We start from the raw sequence: 19,173 nt of genomic DNA on the forward strand, positions 1-19,173 counted from the left end.
GTACCAATGTCAGCCAGAGCGGACGGGGCCACCAACAACTTGGGCCGTCGCTTGGCCGAGCACAATGCTGGAAAAGACTCCGGTTCCTTTACCTTCACACGACGCCCGGTTGAAATCGTCTTTTCATATGAATTTAACGACATCCGACAGGCAATTGCATTCGAAAAACAAATCAAAGGTTGGAGCAGAAAAAGAAAGAGGCAATTATAAAAGATTGTTGGAACGACTTGAAGGCGCTTGTGGAATGCCAGAATGCGAGTCATTATAAAAACAACATAAGCGAAGATCGTCAACCTTAAACGTTTTGCCGGTCACCGGTTGCAAATGCCGTAGAAATGCCGCTATCATTCCCGCTTGTGAATGGTTAAATTTGGGTAAAACAACTTCAATATGAACAACCTGAATACCTCTGAGCAAATCAAAGCCCTGCGCCGGGCAAAGGGACTTTCACAGGAAACCCTGGCCGAAAGCGCCCGCATTAATCTGCGCACATTGCAACGCATCGAAGCCGGCGACACCATCCCGCGGGGCGAAACGCTTCGCCTCATCGCCCAGGCGCTCGACGTCCCCGTGGAAAGCCTCGTCCCAACCCCTGCCGAAGACATTTCATTCCTGAAAATCCTCAACCTTTCCGCGTTATCGTTCTGGCTCCTGCCGCTCGGCGGCGTCCTGGTACCGCTTGTGTTATGGCTCTACAACCGCCAACGCGTCGCCGGCGTGATGGAGCTCGGCAAGCGAATCCTCAATTTCCAGATTACCTGGGCCATTATTGTCTACGGGCTCACGCTCGTGATGGTCTTCTCAACCTTCGCCGGACGGTTTTTCCTGAATCCATTTGTGGTCGTGTGCGTGCTGTTTCTGATGGCGTTTTTAAATACCGCCATTATTCTGAATACCCATTTTAAGATTGTACGCGGCGAAGGGGATTCTTATGGAATGGGGTTAAGGATTATTTAGTGATTTTTCAGAAACCTCAGCTTTCCAGTGTCCCCTCAAACCGCTCGTACAGCCTCGGGCAAATCGCCTGCATGGTCTCGCGGTCGTCGTCGCTCCAATTAAATTCAATAGGAGGATAATTTCCCTCGCGCGTGTGGAAGTTATCTTCGTCGATATAGTCGTATAAATCCTCGTCTGTCACACTTTGGAATGCTTCGAGTGCGACATACCAGAATGCTTCAAACTCATACAAATCCACTTCCTCATAAACCTGCGAGATAAGCGAATCCGGATTTTCCCTCGCATTGTAATACACATCTTTTCCACGCGAGATTACCCAATTCCTGAAATATTCAAAAGCGTCATCCGATGAACCGCCATTCATAATGTACGACGCACACCACATTTCCGAAGTGTAGGATTTATACAATAATTCATCTGTCCGCAACCGAAAACCTACTATCTCCTTTGGCGATAATTTGCTGATCTCTTCCACCAGATAGCTTTCCTGATCGTCCTGATCGACTGTATTCGCTAGTGATCTTTCGACGATATCCCAAAAAATTTTTTCGTCCAGCATTTCCGCTGTGGGTTCCAACTTAAATGTCATTTTTATCGATTTCGAATTTAATTACTTCTAATTTGATGAAGAGTATTCACCCCACATTCAATTAATTACAAATGCAGCACTACCAAAGCCACTATTGCCGGCAACGCCTGCAAGAAAAATATCTTCTTACTCGCCGTAACAGCCCCGTAAATCCCGGCAATAATCACACAGGTAAGAAAGAATACCCCGACATACAACCGCCAATGATGATCCTCAATCAGCAACGACCAGATTAGCCCCGCAGCAAGAAAGCCATTATAGAGCCCCTGGTTGGCCGCCAGCGTTTTGGTAGGTTTGAAAAGCTCCGGCGCTAGGGAGCCTTTGAACGTTTCCTTACCCTTGGTCTCCCAGGCAAACATTTCGATATAGAGAATGTAAAGATGTTCCAGCGCGACGAGGGCTACGAGGATGGTAGAGAGTGTTTGCATAAATTCAGATTAAGGATGTTCTGTTTCGCTCGGAAGTTATGGAAGTTGGAGCAGTGATTTTAGTTTTGAATTAAGTTCGGTCAGTTCCTTGCAGATAAGCGACCCAGCAGTCCCTTTACGAGATTTTGTTGTATCGAAGCTATTTTTCTGGTTCTTACCAATGAAGTCACTTTCAAACCATTGGCATGACTCGGAATGAGCAAGACATCGGTTAGTTCTTGCCAGCCAATTTGACTAGTAATGAAGCACGCAGTAACATCCGTATTATCCGCTGCGAGCACGACTGCTGGTCGAAGTTTATTTCCCGACAAGTTTGTAAATGGAAAAGGAATCAGTATCACGTCCCCTTTAACCATTGTATACCTCCTTTAAATCGGCCACGGAATAGATATCTTCATCATCTTGGAGAAATTCAAATGCCCCCCCATTTTCTATGAGTGTTTGAATGCCTTCGGTTAACTGTTGTTCCTCATGACGCTTTCGGAGGGAATCGGCAAAATCCGATATCTCCTCAGCCTTATCCACGGGAAGCTGATTTATCGCCTCGATCGTCCGTTCTATAATCGCTTGTTTCGTCATGGTTTTATAAGTTATGTACCCAAATATACTAATTTCCTCTATATTGCTCCCTTACTTCTATTCACCAATCAACTCATGCAAAAACACATTCTCACCTGCCTGCTTACACTCCTATACACATGCGCAAGCGCTCAAACGCCCGACAAAAGTTTCAAAACCGACGACCTGGTCCTGCAAAAGTTAACCGATCACACATACCAGCACCTGACCTATCTCCAAACCGAAACCTTCGGCAAAGTCCCTTGCAATGGACTGATCGTATTCGATGGCGGCGAGGCGGTGATTTTTGATACGCCGGTGGATGACGCGACGTCATCACGGGTGATCCGGTGGGTCGAGGATAGTTTGAAATGCAAGGTGAAGGCGGTGATCGCGACGCATTTTCACGAGGATTGTGTGGGCGGGTTGAAGGCATTCCACGATCACGGAATCCCATCATACGCGACGAACAAAACGATCGCATTCGATAAAGAACACAAGTTTCCGGTACCTCAAAAAGGTTTCGACGGCAAGCTGGACCTGAAAGTGGGCAAAAAGGCGGTCATTGCAGCGTTTTACGGTGAAGGACATACGCGCGATAACATTATCGGCTATTTCCCGAGCGAAAAGGTAATGTTCGGTGGCTGCCTGATTAAAGAGGTCGATGCGACCAAAGGCAATCTGGCCGATGCCAATGTCGAAGCGTGGTCTGCCACTGTGACTACGATTAAAAAGCAATACAGCGACGCGAAAGTGGTGATACCGGGCCACGGAAAGATCGGCGATACCGCATTACTCGACTATACCATTAAACTGTTTTCCCAAAAATAAACCGCAGCGCGGTTGTCTGTTTCTAGCAAATAGGCCGTGCAATAACGATTTCAGCTCCGTAGGAGCTTCCTTGGGCATTGTGCATCAGGAAGCTCCTACGGAGCTGAAACGTTATTGGGGCATTCGGATTTCTATAAACAGCAGGCCACGCCGTGGCCTGCATATCGAAAGTTCCGAGATCAACGGCGATAGTCGGCGGTCCGCGGTCGGTCAAGAGCCCAACGCTCCTTACCGCACACCTGTTACTTCAACCCCTTACCAGTCGCAGCCCAGTAAATACCGCCGTAAAGGTGATCCAGGAACGACTGGTCCGAATAAACTAAGCCAATATGCCCCAAACCGGTGTAGAATGCGCGGCCGCCGTCGAAGTTGTGGTACCACGCAATCGGGTGATCGCCCATGCCGGTGCCCTGGCTGGTTTTAGGATCGTAGGTTTTTTCGTCGATGGTGATCAGCACTTTCAGGTCGTCGGCGTTGAGAGGCTTTTTATATTCGTACCACTCGTCGGTCCACATCATGCGTTTCGGGAAGCGTTCGAGGCCCGGGAAGTTGCTGTCCTTTACGTCCAGAAATGCGGTTTGCTGCGCAGGGTGGGTTTTGAAATAGGCTCCGCACAATTTGCCGTACCACGGCCAGTCGTATTCGGTATCGGCTGCGGCGTGGATGCCTACCCAGCCTTTTCCGCTTTTGATGTATTTTTCGAGGGCGGCCTGCTGTGCTTCGTTCAGGATATCGCCGGTCGTGTTCAGGAAGATGACCACCGAGTAGTTAGCCAGACTTTTGTCATTGAAAACATCGGCATTCTCCTGCCAGTCGACCGAAAAATTGTGTCTGGCGGCGAGGTTCCTGACGCCCGTCACACCCTCGTGGATAGAAACGTGGTGAAAACCAGCGGTTTTGGTAAAAAGTAACGCCTTGAACTGCTGCGCATGCGCCGTAACCGCGCTTCCGATCAGAAGAGACAGGGCCAGTAATTTTTTGAGCATGATTAAAATTGGAAAAAGATGGAAATAGTATTTAAAACAAGCGGAGCTGAGAATTTACTGTTTTGGACATGCGAGATTGGGGCACTTCTAAAATTCAAAGGTCTGTTTTAATGCCAAAATTCCAACTAACATTAAAATGTTCATAATTTTAATGTTAGCTCAATAAAAAGCATTAAATTTGATACTCAAACCAGAGCTAACATTAAAACAAAGGCCAGTTTAATGCCAAATTAACACACGAAACTATGCCGTACCCCATCAATCCCGATCGCAATGTCCCCTGGAATGAGCTTCCCGAGCTTCCGATTTCAGAAGAATTGTACCGTAATATCGAAGTATATGAAGCACTGGCGAATGCAAAGGCTGCGTTGGGCAAGCTGCAAGGCAGGAGTATCGCGATCCCCAATCAGGCTGTACTGATCAACACGATCAGTCTGCAAGAAGCGAAGGCGTCGAGTGCGATCGAGAACATTTTTACAACGGATGACGAACTTTACAAGGCATTCAGTGAGCAGCGGCCCAACGAAATGAGCGGTTCTGCCAAAGAAGTGTTGCGCTATCGCGAAGCACTTTGGTTTGGCCACGATTTTTTAAAGGATAGCGACCGGTTCAGCGAAGATTATTTCAGGGTAGTTTACCAGGAGATTTATCAAACTACCGAAGGCATCAGACCTCCGTTCATACAAACCCATATCCGGCAAGGTGGCACTGGCCCTAATGCAGGCAAGCCGGTATACACGCCTCCGCGTGGAACGGGCATTATTGAAGCGAAATTAGCCAATCTGGTCAGTTTCCTGAATGATGACGAAAGCTTCAAAGTCGATCCGGTACTCAAAATGGCGATTGGTCACTATCAATTCGAAGCCATCCACCCGTTCCGCGACGGCAATGGTCGTACGGGCAGAATTTTCAATATCAATTATCTCACACACAAAGGTTTGCTCGACTACCCTATCCTCTTCCTCAGCCGTCACATTCTCGACCACCGTGAAGATTATTACAGTGGCTTAATGGGCGTCAGTCAGCGCGGCGACTGGAACACCTGGCTTAAATTCATGCTTCATGCTGTTGAAACCACCGCCATTCTAACCTACAACAAAATCAACGACATCCTCAATACGAAAGATGCCATCCGTCAGGTAATCCTGGACGACACGGCCATTACCCGCCCGGAATTGCTGGTCAATGCGATATTCACACAACCCTTCACACGCGTGAAGCATTTGACGGATCAGCGGCTGTATGCAGAGAATACGGCTAAAAAGTACCTGAATCAGCTAGTGGATTTGGGGGTATTGCAAAGGCGGGTTATTCAGGGGAATCACTATTATTTGAATCTGGAGTTGTATCGGATTTTGGGGGAGTAAGCTTTCACCGATTGTACACGTCTTTTCGATCGCCAATCGATACAATTATTATCCGCAGTTCTCCATCATTAATTTCATACAGAATTCCATAGTTACCTACGCGGGCTCGATATACATCATGGATAGCAGCGAGCTTCCTTACTCCTGCCTGATATGGATTCTCGCCCAAGGAATCAATCTTCTTGACGACCTGAACAACAGCCCGCTTGGGTAGTTTATTAAGTTCTTTTATTGCGCGTTTTTCGTAACTGATTTTATATCTCATATTTTACCATGGCTCCGCAGGAATGCCATGGCTTCTTCTTCTGATATAAACTCCCCATTCTTCCGCTCCTCATAGATCTTCATATCAATCAGATCCTCATGGATTTCCCGCGCTGTCAATTTCTTCGGCTTTGGCTTGCCTTCCAACACATTACCAGCCTTTTTTCCTATGGTTTGCATGGACGTGAGTGATTTGAGTTTAAGCAAATTTACATCTTTTCAAGCTTCTTATCAATGCGGACCTTTGTCCGAACTATTCAAATTTCGCGGTTACTTATCAGACATTCAATACTGATTATCGAGTGACAGAAAGTATTGAGCAAACAAAAAACAGCCGGAACACATGCCCCGGCTGCAATTCAAAACAATTCAAAATACAAATTACCGACCCACTTTCAACCGCGTCTGCGCGCCGCCGCTTACATCTTTCAATTCCACTTTCAAGCCACCTTTCACAACATTCCGATCTAGAACGAGTGTGATGGGTTGAATGCCTTGCGAAAGGTCGGCGGTGATGGTGCCGTCGGAGATTTTCAAAGGTTTGTTGCCGTTATAGGCTTTAACGCCGCTAGTGCTGTTCAATGCGAAGGCTACCGGGCCCTTGGTTAATGCTTCGATTTCAAAATTAATAATGCTGAACGGTTTGCCGGCCCCATTTTGCATTTCGGGCAGCTCATCCACCGGTAATTCACCGGAGACTTTGCTATATACAGGTGCCTTTGTGATCCTGGCGCCTTTTCCGGCGATGACCGGGCCTTCCATGTTGAATTTAGAGGCCAGGTCCTTGCTCAACTCCACATTCTCCCACCTACGCACGTAACGCGTTGCGGGCACACGGAAGTCGCCCGGTTCGCCGAGTTTGGTGAGGAATGCGACGAGGTTTACGAATTGGTCACGGTCGAGGCTGGCGGTGAGGCCCGGAGGCATAAGAGAGCCGGGAACCTTTTCCATTATTTGTACCTGGCTTTTGGCGATGGAAACCTCTTTGCCGGTCACGTCGCGGATCACGATTTCGTTGGCACCGTCGGAAGCGAGGTAGCCCATCAGTTCGGAGCCGTCTTTTTTCACGACACGTTTCAAATCGTAACCCTCCTTGATCGAGTTGCTTGGATAAATGATCGAACGGATAATGGTTTCCGCCGGCGAACTGGTACCGAGGCTGCTCAGGTCGGGGCCGATCAATCCGCCTGCGCCGCCGATGGCGTGGCAGGTCGTGCAGCTCGACTCGGCCTTGCGGAAAATCAGCTCTCCTTTGGCGGCATCGCCTTTTTCACGCGCCAACTTCGCGAGCCCCTCGATGGTTTTGTCGTCGAGGTCCTGCGGCATTTTCGGTGCGGGCATAGAGCCCCCCGATGCTTCCAGGGCCTTTTTCAAGGCTGCGATCTCATCGATGCTCTGGCGTGTCCAGCCGGCGCGCTGCTGCACCAATATGCGTCCGCGTTTGGCAAATGCTTCCGGGATTTTTTTCGCAGCGATGGCGTCGGCCAATGCTGCGGCACCGGAGTTGGATGGGATGAATGCCAGGAAGAGGTCCGACACGTCGGTATCCGCCGGCAGCGAGCGCATGAGTTCCGCGCTTACTTGGGCACCTGCTTTTTCATCCAGACCAGCCAGTTGCGAAGCGGCAATAATGCGCACTTCCGGGGTATTTTTCGGGCCGGTCAGGTCGGTTACCAATTGCAGGGCTTTCGGTTTGTCAATAGCTCCCAATGCCCCGAGCGCGGCTTTCTTGGTAGCAGGGTTGCCATTCTGGATAAGGCTCGTCAGTCGGTCGTTCAATGAAGAGATTTTCCAAAGACCGATCAGACGAATGGCGCTGAGGCTAACCGATTCGTCCTCATTGCCGATCAGCGAAGCGATGCGTTCGGTGTTTTTATTCGGAATGACTTTGCGCTGGCTTCCTGCTTCTTCCAATGCAGTCAATTGCACGGCCGCATTCTTGTTATTAGGTTGAACCGCGAGATCCAGCAGCATATTCAGGTCAGCGGGCTGGCCGAGACGGGCGATCGACGCCAGCACGTCTTTCTGGTATTCGTCAGGTACCTGGCCTTTTTGGTACAATGCAGTAAGCAAGGCGGCAGCATCGGCACTTGTCGCCGATTTCAATGCATAAGCGGTCTTTTTAGCATCGCCAAGCAGGTTCGGATCTGTTTTCAGTTTGGCGACCCAAACTGGTTCCAGTTCGCGAACGGTTTGCCATAATGCGAAGTCCAGGAACTCGTCCATTTGCGCGTCGAGAACCGTCAATGCGGTTTTGGCAGCTTCCGGTGTCTTTGTTTTGCGCAATGCGATCACGGCTTCCAGGCGTACCTGCGGATGGGAATCACCGACCGCTTTCGCCAGCAATGCCGGGGTATTGGAAACTTTCGGGTACCAGAGCGCCAGCGCACGCAATGCAGCCGCACGTACGTTGTGGCTTTTTGCATTCAACAGATTCAGCAGTACCGGCTCGTTTACGGTTTCCAATGTTTGATATAACCACAATGCTTCCAGGAGATTATGCTCGTATTTCGCATCATTTTTATCCAAACCAGTCACCCATTTTTCCAAAGCAGGCAATACTTCCTTCGTACCACGCGCTTTCAATACTTGTTTCGCTTGCAGGCGTGTCCAGTCCTCGGGTACTTTCAAAGATTCAAGCAATTCATTTACAGAAGCTTTATTCAGCTGAGGCTTTTTAACCAATGGACGGTTTTTGGCCACAATGCGCCAGATACGGCCGTGCTGCTGGTCGCGGCGGGGATCGTGGAAATCCACTTCGCCGTGCTGGATGATAGGATTGTACCAGTCGGCCACGTAAATGGCGCCATCAGGACCTACATTGATATCCACCGGACGGAAAGCGACATTGTCCGACCACATCAGGTCGTCGGTTTGTTTTGACACATAACCACTACCCTGCTCTTCGAGTTTGAAGCTGTTAATGCGGTTCGCGCGGAAGTCGTTGGTGATCATGCGGCCTTGCCATGCGTCCGGTAAATGCCCGCCCGAAACGACGTCGAGACCCGAATGTTTCGGCTGGCCGGGGTTCAATCCACGCAGGATGCGCGCCGCGCCGGGAGCCGTCACGAACGTAGCGCCGGGGAACGCGTAGTTAATACCCTCGCCACCAGCACCATCCGTCGCAAAGGACTGTCCCCATTTATCGAACTGCAAGCCCCACGGGTTCACAAGCCCGCGTGCGTACACCTCCATGTCCAGGTTGCGCGTGTTGAGCTGCCATACGCCACCGCCTTCGAGGCGTTTGATACCGAATGGCGTTTCCACGTGGCTGTAAATGTAGATCGACTGGTTGAAGTACATCCGGCCCTCGGGTCCCCACCGGAACGTATGGATCAAATGGTGGGTGTCGCCGGTTCCGAAACCGCTCAGGATACGACGTTTTTTTTCGGCCTTACCGTCGCCATCGGTATCGGCAAAATGCAGGATTTCGGTAGAGTTGGCCACATAGCAGCCTCCGTCGCCGGGTAGGATGCCAGTTGGTTGTATCAATCCTTCGGCAAAAACGGTCGATTTATCGGCTTTGCCGTCGCCGTCCGTGTCTTCCAGGACAAATATCTTGTCGTTCGCCGATTCACCGGTTTTCAAATGCGGATACACCGTACTGCTCACCACCCAGAGGCGGCCTTCGGTGTCCCAGTTCATCTGGATCGGTTTTGCGACCATCGGGTCGGAGGCGAAAAGGGTTACCTCAAAGCCCTCAGCCAGTTTGAAGGATTTTAGTTCCTTTTCAACGTCGGGGTCCAGGTTAAAGGGATGCTGCTCGGGCTCGGTCGAGGAGGTTAGCAGCATCATGGGAAGGAGCAACGCTCCGTAAAGTAGTTTTTTCATATTTGGGTTGTCGGCCGTCGGCTATCAGCTTTCGGCTTTGTTACAAATCTTGCGGTGCGCTGCACCTTTTTTGGATAATTCTTGCCGCAGGACTTCGGCTGTCGGCTTTCAGCTTTCGGCTTTCGGCTTTGTGCAAATCTTGCGGTGTGCTGCACCTTTTTTTCGATACATCCTTACTCGCCACGGTGCCGACGGCCGATAGCCGACAGCCACCAGCCGCTCATTCCAGCTTCCGCAGCTCATACACCACTTCCTTCGGCTCGGCATGAAGGATAATCTGCCCTTCAAGCCATTTGATGAGGATATTCTGCTCTTCAAGCCCCTTCACGTGACGGCCCTGTTCATATTTGCGGAAACCGATGATATAGGTCTGGTTCAATGGTCGGTACTGAAAAAAATGCAATTCATTTTTTCGGATAATCATCTCGCGGATACGCGCCGACTGCTCAAACGGCGGCCCCTGGATAATGTCGATGCCCTTTTCCCAATCTTTCGCAGAGGCGGTCACCACCTGGTTGTGGCCGGCGGTAAGGGTGTAGTATCCCTTTTTCAAACCTCTGATACGCACCGTTTCCAGTTGCTCCGTAGAACCGGCTGCATCTGCGGGCCAGGGGAGCGGCAGATATTGCGGCACCTTTTTAAAGGTCATCATTGCCGAACCATCGGCCGATTTGGAAAACTGTTTAGCGTCAAAATTGGTCTCCGTCTTACTGTCGGTCAGTCCGAGGGCACGTTCCAGGATCAATGCAAGATGATAGTAACCGGCCTCGTTCAAATGCACGGTATTTTCAACGATGTTCTCCTTTTGGGCCAGTGTTTCAATAGGCTGGTAAATATCGATGAACTGTTTGCTGCGCTGGGTGGCTACTTCGGAAATGGCTTTGGAGTAGAGCTTCAAATCAGCGTTGCGGCTGGCAATATGTTGCGCGGTGTCAGCGGACACTACCGGGATCGTCGATAACAGCACGGTCCGGGCGCCTAGCGCATCTATTTTATCAATCAGTTTATTCAAGCCTTCCTTAAAATGCGCCACACCTCCCTGCCCTTCCTGCGCCTCCACTCCCCCATACGCGAGGAATACAATGCTCGGTGCGGCAGCGGTAATATCCTGCATCAAATGCTCGTAAGGCGTCGGCGGGTTGGTGTAAGTGCTGCGGGCTTCTCCCCATACATTGTCGCCCGTCCAGCCGAGGTTGCGGAAAGTAATGCCCTTGTCGGCAAAACGGGTGGTGAGGGCCAGTTCCAGGTAACCGTACTGGAATTCGTTCTCAAAAATGGAATTCCCCAGGAATACAACGCGGTCGCCGTCTTTCAGCACATTCGGGCTTTTGTTCTGGGCGTGAGTGGGTCCGTAGACGAGGGTTAGTAATAACAGAAAAATACAAACCGGAAGCCCCGGCAGTCTAAAATTGCTCATTTACCTTGGGTTAAGTGTTTGGCAGAGTACTTTAATAGCATACAAAGACCCAAAACCTTCGAACTTAACCGCCCGTTACACAAAATTCGAGCGTCAGACTTCCTCCACGACCGGCTGCAAGGCCTTCGGAGCCGGAATCACGGCGATGGTAATCACGGTTGCCAGCACCAGCGCAACCGCCATCAAAGTATAAGAGGCCTTGAAATTCCCGGTTTCGCTGTTGAGATATCCCACCAGGTAAGATCCTGCAAACGAACCCAATGCGCCCAGGCTGTTGATCAGCCCGATGGCCCCGCCGATGACATTTTTGGGCAATATTTCGGCAATGGCCGCAAAAAACGGCCCGTATGGTGTGTATAATGCACCACCGGCAATCACCAGCAACGCATAGGCCAGCCAGAACTGCTCAGTACCGATCCATACCGCCGCATACAGGCACACCGCTGCAATCAGGAGGAACGGCCATACGAACACCTTACGATTCCCGGTTTTATCCGAAAAATAGGACGCGCCAAGCATACCAATCACGGCAAATACGTAAGGTACTGCAGACAGCCAGCCGGTGGTAACCATGTTCATATTCGGAGCCGCTTTAATGATTGATGGCAGCCACATGACAAAACCATAGACGCCGACGCTCCACAAGAGGTATTGCAGGCAAAGCAGGATTACTTTCGTCGACTTGAATGCCTCCGCATAATTTTTGACCGGTTTGATACCCGCCTGCTCGGCTTTCAGCTTCTCCTCCACGGCTATTTTCTCTTCGTCGGTGAGCCATTTGGCTTCCATCGGCCGCTCGTCGATGAGCTTCCACCAGATAAACGCCCACAAAATGCCCGGTACGCCCTGAATGATGAACATCCACCGCCAGCCCAGGGAATCGATCAGGTAGCCCGAAAGCACCGACATCCACAGTACCGTCACCGGGTTGCCCAATATCAGAAAGGTATTCGCGCGGGAGCGTTCTTCTTTGGTAAACCATTGGCTCAACAGGATCAGCATCGCCGGCATCACGGCGCTTTCCACGACCCCGAGCATGAAACGGATCACGATCAGCGCCGTCGCATTGTTGACCATCCCCGTGGCCGCAGCCAGGCCGCCCCACAGGATCAACGAAATGAATATCAGCTTCTTGGCCGTGCGTGTAGCCGCATAATGCGCGCCCGGTATCTGGAAGAAAAAATAGCCCAGAAAAAACAGCGAGCTCAGTAGTGTCGACGTGTTCGGATCGATGCGGAGGTCGTCGGCCATTCCGCCTGCTACCGCGAACCCGAAATTGGCGCGATCGAGGTAGGCAAGGCTATATGTGACAAAAACAACGGGGATAATCCGGTACCAGCGTACCTGTGCGAGTTGCGGCTTCATGCAGGAGTTCAGGAGATTGATATGCATTAAAATGCAAATCCCCGGCGGTTCTACCATCGGGGATTTGAAATGTTGCAGCGGAAGAGGCAGTAATCAAAATGTTCTAAAGAGCTATTTCTTAAAAAGCCGGTACCCCAGAATGACGGTCGCTTTGCTGTATTCCATATCGATGCGGACACGGTAAGCATAAAGGGCCCGCTTCAAATAATAGCGCGCTTCCAGACTAAACGGACCATATGCAACACCTGCACCACCTCCAAAACCGGAATTTGCGATAACGCGATAATCTGTATGATCGTCCTTCTCCACCATTGCAGACTCCTTTATCTTCCTGGAATAGAAAACATTGACAAACACCTTAGTCTTTTCGGAAAGGTAAAAATGATGCCGGATACCAACAGGTACCTCAATCGTCCAGAAGTTCATATCCACGTCGGTCGAAGTTACCCGGAGTGGGAACTTGTGGGCCTGAAAGCTCGGCTCGACGAATATCGACCATTTGTTTTTATGAAATGGGGCAAAATATTCCACCTCTGCTCCCGCACGTATCCCGGTGGTGTTCCCTTTATTTTTGCCGTCCCGGGTCCTGGTAAAACCCGAAGTCGACAACTGGCTCATATCCACGCCGGGCGTGATTTTCACATTAAAAATATTCCGCCGGACTTTCTTGACGCCGTCTTGCCCGCCCGGGCGCTTGCAGGTATTGTACCGCTGAAAATAGGATACCAGGTCACTTTCGCGGTAACTGGTACGCTCGATTTGTAGCTGTGTAATACCCTCACACGAAAGCTCGTTCAGCAGCTGTTGGCGGAAGCCGAAATTAATCGCCCGCTGGCCATTACCATCGATATATCTTTTGAAAACCAGCGGCGTGTACAAGGAGTCGCCTTTTTGATAGTAAAACTGGCTGACTTCGTTCCGCTTGTATTGAAACAGGGTTGCCTCCCCTTCTACCAATACTTTCAGGAACACCAGCTGTTCCTGCCATTCGGGGTTGCGGTCATTGGAAAGCCGGCTCACGTCGGTAGAACTCTGATCCACCTTCACCAGCGCACGCACGTAGGCATTTCCGCCATCGATCCCGAAAGCGCTGACATCCTGCAAGGCAGCATCAAGCACCTCATCACTACCCGGCAGCTGGTAACGGAACGACGACGGGTTATTATCCCAATCCACGTTCCGGATGTTACACACTGTCTTCACCTTGTCATTATTAACAAAATAGCCTTTTTCAAACCGGATCTGCGCTTTTGCGCCGATTGACAAGCAGATGAAAAGAGAAAAGAACAAGGATTTGTCAGGGCGCATAGAGCAGTTCAAGTTTGGGTACAATATAATCAAAGTAAAATAATGTAACCGATGAGACCTGTTTACTTCTCCTAAACGTTGCACGTCATCATTTCACATTTCCCGAAACCCGCTTAATCTTTCTGAAACTGCCGGTAAAAGATCCCGGCTTCGCCTAATGCTTCCTTGCAAATGCCCAGTATTTGCTCCACCAGCGTGGCCATATCTTCTTTCCCCGAGGTGCCGTTTTCCAGGATATCCAGCGGCTCATCCAGCAGGGCATTCAGGCCCATAATCGAAATGGTCGTTTTGATTACGTGGGCAATGCGGCGAACCTCGCTGCGGTCGCGCTTGCCTGCTGCTGTCGATAATGCTTCCAGCTCCCGCGGCATCAGGTGCAGGAACTGCTCGGTAACCAGCTTTTCGTAGGTTGCGTCACCATTACTGATCTCCCGCATGTAGTCCGGATCGATCACCTTGAATGCATGGGCAGACGGCCCCTTTCCCGGAAGAGGCCTTGTGTAGCTGGCCAATACCCTGTCCAGCTCGCTCTCCCTCACGGGTTTGGCAATATGATCGTCCATTCCGAGGCGAATGCACTTTTCCTTTTCACCCTCCATCGCATGGGCCGTCATGGCAATAACGGGAATTGTCAGTTTCAGCTCTTCGCGTATGGTGCGCGTGGCCGTATACCCATCCATTCCCGGCATTTGAATATCCATAAAAACGAGATCATAAGGCTCGCTACGCAGCATGTCAATCGCCTCAAACCCGTTGGCGGCGACACGGCCTGTTATGCCTCGTTCCTCCATCAGGCGCATCATCAGCCCCTGGTTGATCACATGATCCTCGGCAATCAGCACGCGCAACCCCGGCCGCTGCGGGTGTGCGGCCTCCACCAGAGCTCCGGGCGCGGGCGATTCGCTCCCTACCGCGATCCGGTAAGGAATGGTTACCTTCACGGTCGTACCTGCGCCCGGCTTGCTCGATAGCGCGATATGCCCGTCCTGCAAATGCACGAGGTCCCGCACGATAGACAAACCCAGCCCTGTGCCACCAAACTGGCGGTTAGTAGAGTCTTCTGCTTGCCGGAAACGTTCGAAAATGGTTTCGAGCCGTGCACTTTCGATGCCGATCCCGGTATCGGTGACCTCGAAGGTAAGGTTCACCTGGTCATTGCTTCCGCCATTCGCGGTAACCCGGAGGTTTATTTCTCCTGTTTCCGTGAACTTGAATGCATTACTTACCAGGTTGACGAGAATCTGGGTCAGTCGGGTCGGGTCGCCCGTAATCGTTTCCGGGATCGCCGGGTCGAACGATACGACCAGCGGCACCTGCTTTTCGGCCGAACGGTGGTGGAACATCGTCCCTACCGAATGCACCAACGCCTCGGGATCGAACGGGACATGTTCGATGCGCATCATGCCGGATTCTATCTTGGACAGGTCGAGGATGTCGTTCACAATCGCCAGTAACGTCTCTCCCGATTGCTGCACCGTACTGATGTGCAAGCGCGTATCCGCGTCGAGTTTTTTCTTTTGGAGAAGATTGGTATATCCTAAAATCGCATTCAGCGGCGTCCTGATCTCGTGGCTCATGTTCGCCAGGAAGTTCTCTTTCACGAGTACGGCCTCTTTCAGCTTCCTTTCGCTGGTGTTGAGCTGGCCGATCAGCTCCGCCTGCTTTTTCATCCGCCCGATAATGACGGCAAAAACTGCGGTAAGCAAGGCCAGCACACCAATCGTCAGGTACAGGTTCCAGCGTAAAACCCGCTGCCCGCTTTGGTCTACCACATTGATCTTCACCGCCAGCGCCGCTCGGCTTGTGCTATCGACCTGATGCGAAAGTCCGCTGCTCATGCGGTATTCATCCAGCAGACTTTCGTTCGCGCTGATCAGCTCTTCCAGATTGCGCCGCGTCATATACTGCACCGCCACCAGTGCCAGCACAGCGGCTACGAAGCCTATGGTAATGTATATGACGAGCGTGCGGACTCTCATGGGTTCGGTTTTTCAAAATCACAGAACATTCAGCCTCCTATTCAATGCCGCGCGGTAAGTGTCGGCCACGGGCACCATTTTCTTGTTAATAATAAGCGTGCCGCCTTCTATCGTATCGATTTTGCCTACCTGTATAATAAACGACCGGTGTACGCGCAGGAATTTCGATTCGGGGAGCTTCGCTTCGACTTCCTTTAAAGAGGCGTGTACCGAGTAAAATTTTTCGAGCGTGTACAGTTTGACATAATCCCCCATGGCCTCGGCATACAATATATCCCCGATTTTCAGTCGGCGGACGATATTCGAATCCCGGATGAACAGGAAACTGTCGTCCTCCATCCTCACCTCCTGCTTTTTACTCCTGAAAATCTCCCGGGCCTTTTCAATGGCCTGCAGGAAGCGGGAGGGTGTTACCGGCTTGGTGATATAATCGGCCACATTGAGCTCGAATGCTTCGGCGGCGTATTCTTTTTTAGAGGTCGTGAATATGATCACGGGGTTTTTACTTCCCAGGCTTTTCACCAGCTCGATGCCCGTCATACCCTCCATTTCTATATCGAGCAGCAAAAGATCTACCTGTTCGTCCATGATCCAGCGATAGGCGTCCATGGCATTATCGCATTCTCCAATGAGCACCAGCTCTTTATCAAGTTTCACGAGCTGCCTCAATGTAGTACGGGCAATGATATTGTCATCGATCACCAGGCAATTCATAACTAACGGTCCGTTTTGGTGGGGGGAATGCGAAAACCAATGTAGCGAAAAGAAATCACAAAGACACTTTTGCCCTGTTCACCGACAGTTTTTGCCCTTCTGCCCACGCGCTGTTTCCCGGGTGGGCCGCACCTGGTAGTTTTGGATCATTCAAACGATCAATCACCAAAAAACATAGCATCACAATGAAAGCTTTCATCACATCCGCTCTTATCGCCGCACTGGCAATCACAGGAGCTCAGGCACAAACCCTTGCCAAAGAGGTCAGAAAAGAACACCGCGCCGAAAAACACGCCGAAGCACGCACGGAAGTAAATTCCCGCTCAAAAGACTCCTTTTATGCCGATTTCGGCCAGGTAAGCGATGCCAAATGGGTAAGAGGTCCGCAATTCGACGAGGTGACATTCACCAAGGACGGGCAGAAACAGACAGCCTATTACGACAGTCATTTCATGCTCGTAGGCACCACTGCCGACAAAAAATTCACCGATATTCCTGCCAAAGCGCAAAAGGAAATTCAGAAACAGTTTAAAAACTATGCGATCGGTGCGGTGGTAGAATACAAAGACAATGAAAACAACGACACCAACATGCTCCTCTACGGCACCCAGTTCGAAGATGCCGACCACTATTTTGTGACCGTTTCCAAAGGCAAAGAAGCCGATGTGATCATGGTCAAAACCGACGGACAGATTTCGTTTTTCAGTACACTTCGTTAACATTCGAACGGCAGGCACGAAGCTCTCGCTTCGTGCCACTTTTCGCAGGCCTCCGGCCGGTCCATACTGCAAAGTTGCGGTACCGACCGGCCGGAGGCCTGCGAATAATGTGTGCAAAGCAAGAGTTTTGCACGATCGAACCGCTAACGTTCCTGCTTTTTCGCCTCGGCTTGCCGCTGCACGAATGCGTACAACTCATTCAGATCGAATCTTGAAGTATTATGAGCAGCCGCGTAAGCCACGTACGGCAATGCTTCCTCCGGCTGGTCCATTTTAAGTAGTATGACAAAAAGCATCCGCGCACGTTCGAAACTGTTTTCCATTCTGAATGCTTTGGAAAAATAATTAACCGCCTGCCTGTTCATTCCCAGAGCGGCGCTCAGTTTACCCGCATTGTCGAAATGCACCGTGTTCAGCGGATCGTCCAGCGCCAATGCTTCCGTCACGCGCAGCATCCGGGCCGTATCTTTCCCGGCGGCGTAATATTGTCGCAACCGGGCCATCGCGTCGCGCCAGGATATTTGTTTGACCACCAACGCACCAGCCAACTTCTCTTCTTCCGTTTTCTCCCGCTTTTCTTCCGCCGGCATCGGGATATTGAACGGCCAGCCTTCTTTCAGGATCATCATTTCATACACCCCTTTCAAAGAATCCACCGGCGTTATCGGCATTTGCTTTTGTAATACTTCCAAGGGCATTTCAGCGGATGGCGCAGGCAATACTCCTATTTGATGAAGGGATCGATAAAAGGCCTCCGAAAGGAGTGCGTAGCCCTGCAAATTGGGATGTACGTGTTCCAGTAAAGTTTCCTTACCCAAAATACCGGCGGCGGCATGCTTTTCAAAAAGGTCGCGCGTGTCTACGAGCGTCACGCCCTTGTGCCTACGGGTGATGTCGTTGATAATGGTATTCAAAGCTTCCGGCGCCCGGAAACGCAGCGCATCGAGCTCTTTCGCCAGCACGAACTCCTTTTTGGCACCACGATAATCGGCCTGTCGGTACAGGTTGATGCCTGATTGATAATGTGTATCGGCCGATTTTCCCGTACCATCCGAGATACTGATAAAGGGTTTCAAATCCTTTTCATTGCTTACGAGGTTACTGATCAGCAGGGGAATTTTCCTGGCACTGGCCGCCCTGGCGAGTTCGTCCATATTGGCCCTGAACTGATCCAGTCCCGCCTGATACGCATCCGAACCGAATGCGATCTGTTGGTCGGCGGCCATTCGTTTCATCAGGTTTTCCCGCAGATCGACCTTTTCACCTGAAACCAACCCGGTAATCTTGTCGGTCAGGGAAGCCAGCAGTTGGATAAGTCTCCACCCGCGCAAGTTCATCAGCAGACGCGCAAGGGTGCGGCTATGACCGATGCCTTTGGTAGCGGCCACGCCCATCGCCCCATAATATTCGTTATGCCCGGTGTACACTAGCACGGCATCCGGCTCATAGTCGAGTATGGCTTTACCAAAATCGAGCACCGTGTAGGAATTTACGGCGGTCAGTGAGAGATTAATCAATTCGAAGTCGCGGTCGGGATAGGTTTGCGAGAGCCGGTATTGCAGCCAGCGGTGGAACGAGCCATTGTTCATATAGGGATAGCCGATGGTGGTGGATTCGCCCAGTACGAAGAGGCGAAACACGCCTGGCGCTTTTTTCGCGGTGAATGGCTCGGCATTGCCGTAAGTCGCATTCTGCTGGTTGGTAAAATAGCGTTTTGAAGCGTGCGGGTTCAGCACCAAATAGCCTTTCCGGGCGGGATCTTCCGTGAAAACGGCCAGGTCGTGACCGTAGCCGAACAACCGCAATGCCCCTTCCAGCACCAACAGTACCAGAAAGGGCATTAACAATAGGATCAATTTA

At 50.9% G+C, this 19,173-nt stretch carries 19 protein-coding genes; 5 read left to right on the top strand and 14 right to left on the bottom strand.

What is annotated here, in order from left to right; translation table 11 throughout:
• The first annotated feature begins 6 nt into the window (after positions 1-6).
• Both J7619_RS32240 and J7619_RS10130 read left to right on the top strand, forming a co-directional pair.
• A complete protein-coding gene (locus J7619_RS32240) occupies positions 7-210 on the top strand; it encodes a GIY-YIG nuclease family protein (RefSeq protein WP_409012717.1) in 204 nt (67 codons plus the stop codon).
• A gap of 180 nt (positions 211-390) precedes the next feature.
• Positions 391-957 carry a helix-turn-helix domain-containing protein gene (locus J7619_RS10130; protein ID WP_291197557.1) on the top strand — a complete coding sequence of 189 codons (567 nt, stop codon included), beginning with the start codon at positions 391-393 and terminating at the stop codon, positions 955-957.
• A gap of 16 nt (positions 958-973) precedes the next feature.
• Here the strand turns inward: J7619_RS10130 and J7619_RS10135 are convergent, their stop codons facing one another.
• The 4 genes from J7619_RS10135 to J7619_RS10150 form a co-directional block, all read right to left on the bottom strand.
• Positions 974-1,546, bottom strand: a complete 573-nt coding sequence (locus J7619_RS10135; RefSeq protein WP_291197559.1) for a DUF4240 domain-containing protein — start codon at positions 1,544-1,546, stop codon at positions 974-976.
• 65 nt (positions 1,547-1,611) lie between these two features.
• The gene (locus J7619_RS10140; protein WP_291197561.1) at positions 1,612-1,974 is read right to left on the bottom strand and encodes a DUF1304 domain-containing protein; all 363 of its coding nucleotides are present in this window, start codon (positions 1,972-1,974) and stop codon (positions 1,612-1,614) included.
• Between the two features lie 80 nt (positions 1,975-2,054).
• Positions 2,055-2,330, bottom strand: coding sequence for a type II toxin-antitoxin system PemK/MazF family toxin (locus J7619_RS10145; protein WP_291197563.1), 276 nt, complete (start codon positions 2,328-2,330; stop codon positions 2,055-2,057).
• Positions 2,323-2,553 carry a hypothetical protein gene (locus J7619_RS10150; protein WP_291197565.1) on the bottom strand — a complete coding sequence of 77 codons (231 nt, stop codon included), beginning with the start codon at positions 2,551-2,553 and terminating at the stop codon, positions 2,323-2,325. Before J7619_RS10150 ends, J7619_RS10145 begins: the two co-directional genes overlap by 8 nt.
• Before the next feature lie 75 nt (positions 2,554-2,628).
• Here J7619_RS10150 and bla point away from each other — a divergent pair, with 75 nt between their 5' ends.
• Positions 2,629-3,363, top strand: a complete 735-nt coding sequence (bla, locus tag J7619_RS10155) for a subclass B1 metallo-beta-lactamase (protein WP_291197567.1) — start codon at positions 2,629-2,631, stop codon at positions 3,361-3,363.
• A gap of 242 nt (positions 3,364-3,605) precedes the next feature.
• Here bla and J7619_RS10160 read toward each other — a convergent pair whose 3' ends face one another.
• Entirely contained in the window at positions 3,606-4,349 is a 744-nt protein-coding gene (locus tag J7619_RS10160) for a ThuA domain-containing protein (RefSeq protein ID WP_291197569.1), read from the bottom strand.
• A 245-nt stretch (positions 4,350-4,594) separates the two neighbouring features.
• Between J7619_RS10160 and J7619_RS10165 the strand changes: the two genes are divergently transcribed.
• Positions 4,595-5,716, top strand: coding sequence for a Fic family protein (locus tag J7619_RS10165; RefSeq protein ID WP_291197571.1), 1,122 nt, complete (start codon positions 4,595-4,597; stop codon positions 5,714-5,716).
• Between the two features lie 4 nt (positions 5,717-5,720).
• Here the strand turns inward: J7619_RS10165 and J7619_RS32245 are convergent, their stop codons facing one another.
• The 8 genes from J7619_RS32245 to J7619_RS10200 all read right to left on the bottom strand — a co-directional run bounded on the left by J7619_RS32245 (position 5,721) and on the right by J7619_RS10200 (position 16,594).
• Positions 5,721-5,981, bottom strand: a complete 261-nt coding sequence (locus J7619_RS32245; protein ID WP_409012718.1) for a type II toxin-antitoxin system RelE family toxin — start codon at positions 5,979-5,981, stop codon at positions 5,721-5,723.
• Positions 5,978-6,160, bottom strand: coding sequence for a hypothetical protein (locus tag J7619_RS10170; protein WP_291197573.1), 183 nt, complete (start codon positions 6,158-6,160; stop codon positions 5,978-5,980). Before J7619_RS10170 ends, J7619_RS32245 begins: the two co-directional genes overlap by 4 nt.
• Positions 6,161-6,361: 201 nt before the next feature.
• A complete protein-coding gene (locus tag J7619_RS10175) occupies positions 6,362-9,811 on the bottom strand; it encodes a PVC-type heme-binding CxxCH protein (protein WP_291197575.1) in 3,450 nt (1,149 codons plus the stop codon).
• Positions 9,812-10,031: 220 nt separating this feature from the next.
• A complete protein-coding gene (locus tag J7619_RS10180; protein ID WP_291197577.1) occupies positions 10,032-11,228 on the bottom strand; it encodes a GDSL-type esterase/lipase family protein in 1,197 nt (398 codons plus the stop codon).
• 93 nt (positions 11,229-11,321) lie between these two features.
• Positions 11,322-12,593 (bottom strand): MFS transporter, encoded by a 1,272-nt coding sequence (locus J7619_RS10185; protein WP_291197579.1) that lies wholly within the window; start codon positions 12,591-12,593, stop codon positions 11,322-11,324.
• A gap of 111 nt (positions 12,594-12,704) precedes the next feature.
• Positions 12,705-13,901 (bottom strand): hypothetical protein, encoded by a 1,197-nt coding sequence (locus tag J7619_RS10190; protein WP_291197581.1) that lies wholly within the window; start codon positions 13,899-13,901, stop codon positions 12,705-12,707.
• A gap of 113 nt (positions 13,902-14,014) precedes the next feature.
• Positions 14,015-15,880, bottom strand: coding sequence for an ATP-binding protein (locus J7619_RS10195; protein WP_291197583.1), 1,866 nt, complete (start codon positions 15,878-15,880; stop codon positions 14,015-14,017).
• A gap of 18 nt (positions 15,881-15,898) precedes the next feature.
• A complete protein-coding gene (locus J7619_RS10200) occupies positions 15,899-16,594 on the bottom strand; it encodes a LytTR family DNA-binding domain-containing protein (RefSeq protein WP_291197585.1) in 696 nt (231 codons plus the stop codon).
• Between the two features lie 185 nt (positions 16,595-16,779).
• On the opposite strand from J7619_RS10200, the gene J7619_RS10205 reads away from it, so the two are divergent.
• The gene (locus tag J7619_RS10205) at positions 16,780-17,313 is read left to right on the top strand and encodes a hypothetical protein (RefSeq protein WP_291197587.1); all 534 of its coding nucleotides are present in this window, start codon (positions 16,780-16,782) and stop codon (positions 17,311-17,313) included.
• A 143-nt stretch (positions 17,314-17,456) separates the two neighbouring features.
• Here the strand turns inward: J7619_RS10205 and J7619_RS10210 are convergent, their stop codons facing one another.
• The gene (locus tag J7619_RS10210; protein ID WP_291197589.1) at positions 17,457-19,154 is read right to left on the bottom strand and encodes a GDSL-type esterase/lipase family protein; all 1,698 of its coding nucleotides are present in this window, start codon (positions 19,152-19,154) and stop codon (positions 17,457-17,459) included.
• Positions 19,155-19,173: the final 19 nt, after the last annotated feature.

Source organism: Dyadobacter sp. (assembly GCF_017744695.1).
Taxonomy (GTDB): domain Bacteria; phylum Bacteroidota; class Bacteroidia; order Cytophagales; family Spirosomataceae; genus Dyadobacter.